The organism is Caballeronia sp. (assembly GCF_049581465.1).
Taxonomy (GTDB): Bacteria; Pseudomonadota; Gammaproteobacteria; order Burkholderiales; family Burkholderiaceae; genus Caballeronia.
Genome location: NZ_JBAUSA010000922.1, coordinates 1 through 1,516, shown reverse-complemented (window position 1 = coordinate 1,516; position 1,516 = coordinate 1). Strand labels below are relative to the sequence as shown.

1 protein-coding gene and 2 pseudogenes are annotated in these 1,516 nt (G+C 61.7%); all 3 read right to left on the bottom strand.

Annotated features, from left to right (window positions below; translation table 11 throughout):
- Positions 1-608: pseudogene (locus WCA53_RS22650) on the bottom strand (Fe-S cluster assembly protein SufB); the annotation flags it as partial.
- Between the two features lie 20 nt (positions 609-628).
- On the bottom strand, positions 629-1,123 hold the full coding sequence (locus WCA53_RS22645; RefSeq protein WP_423915770.1) for an SUF system Fe-S cluster assembly regulator: 495 nt from the start codon (positions 1,121-1,123) through the stop codon (positions 629-631).
- A 179-nt stretch (positions 1,124-1,302) separates the two neighbouring features.
- Positions 1,303-1,516, bottom strand: a pseudogene (locus WCA53_RS22640) (hypothetical protein); the annotation flags it as partial.

Genomic DNA, 1,516 nt, shown 5'->3' with positions numbered 1-1,516 from the left:
CAGCGCACGCCCGGCGGGATATAGCAGAACGAGCCATCGCTGAACACGGCGGAATTCAGCGCAGCGAAGAAATTGTCGGTGTGCGGCACCACTGAGCCGAGATATTTCTGCACTAGCTCGGGATGATGCTGCACGGCATCCGAGAAAGAACAGAACAAAATGCCGAGTTCGCCAAGCTTTTCGCGGAACGTCGTCGCCACCGAGACGCTGTCGAATACTGCATCCACCGCGACGCCAGCCAGGAGTTCGCGTTCTCTCAGCGGCACCCCCAGCTTTTCGTAGGTGCGCAGCAGTTCCGGATCGACTTCATCGAGACTCTTCGGACGATTCTTCTGCGTCATGGGCGCGGAATAATAGACGATGCCCTGGTAGTCGATCGGCGGATGTCGGACTGTCGCCCAATGCGGCTCGGTCATTGTGAGCCAGTGGCGATAGGCCGCGAGCCGCCATTCGAGCATGAACGCCGGCTCGGTCTTCTTCGCGGAAATGAGCCGGATTACGTCCTCGCTCAGTCCGCTCGGCAACGCGTCGGCCGCAAGGTCGGTCACGAATCCGTGCTGGTATTCGCGACGGATCAGTTCGTCGAAACTGGTTGTGGATGCGCTCATGCGTGGCCTCCTTCAATCGTCTAGCGCGTCGTCTGGCGCGCTCGTGGCATCGCGCCCGCACGGCGGTTGGAGACGCTGCGGGCACGAATCGCGCTGATATCGACCGCGCGCAAAGTGGGTCCGGCCATGTCCGCCAGGGTGACCTGCTGTAACGCCTCGTAGATCACGCGATTGACCTTCTGCCAGTTGGCGCGCGCCGCACACGCCCCCTCCAGGACACACAAGCCAGGCAGTGTGCTGCATTCAGTCATCCCGATCGGACCGTCAACCGCGGCGATCACCTCTGCCAGCGTGATCCACTCGGGCGGCCGCGGCAGAAGGTAACCGCCGTTCGTGCCGCGCAGCGACTCCACAACGCCGCCTCGCGTCAGGACTTTCAGCACCTTCGACACTGTGGGTATTGCAACACCGGTCGCCGCCGCGATGCTGCTCGCGCTTTGGACGGCGTCGGGATCGCGCGCCATCGCGGTCATGATCACCGTGCCATAGTCGGCAAGTTTGCTCATGCGCAACATCGGAATACCTCCCGCTTTAATCAGGACCTTTTTAGTCCTGATTCGATGCTCGATGGATACCTTGATTTAATTCTAGACCTGAATGCAAGACCTTGTTAGCGCATGGGTCTTCGTGCCGGAGACGGGGTGTCAGGACACAAGACCGACGTCGCAAAGTCTCCCAACGAACTGCCCTTCTCTCATCGACGTGTCGATGTCGTAGCCAGCGCCGCCTGTGCGCGCTGCAGCCATTCCCGGTTGTGTTCCCTGGCGTGGCGCGGCCAGTGTTTGGCGTCGTGCACGATTTCCGCATACAAGCTGCTGGCCCGTTGGCGATGCGCGTCATCCGTTTGCGCGGCTAGCCAGTCGGCGAACAGGCAGCGGGGTGCCGCGTCGCTTGCGCAGGCCAGGGCC

Bases quoted from the DNA above. Each gene is read 5' to 3' on its own strand.
- WCA53_RS22645 (WP_423915770.1), bottom strand. From the start codon at position 1,123: ATGTTGCGCATGAGCAAACTTGCCGACTATGGCACGGTGATCATGACC.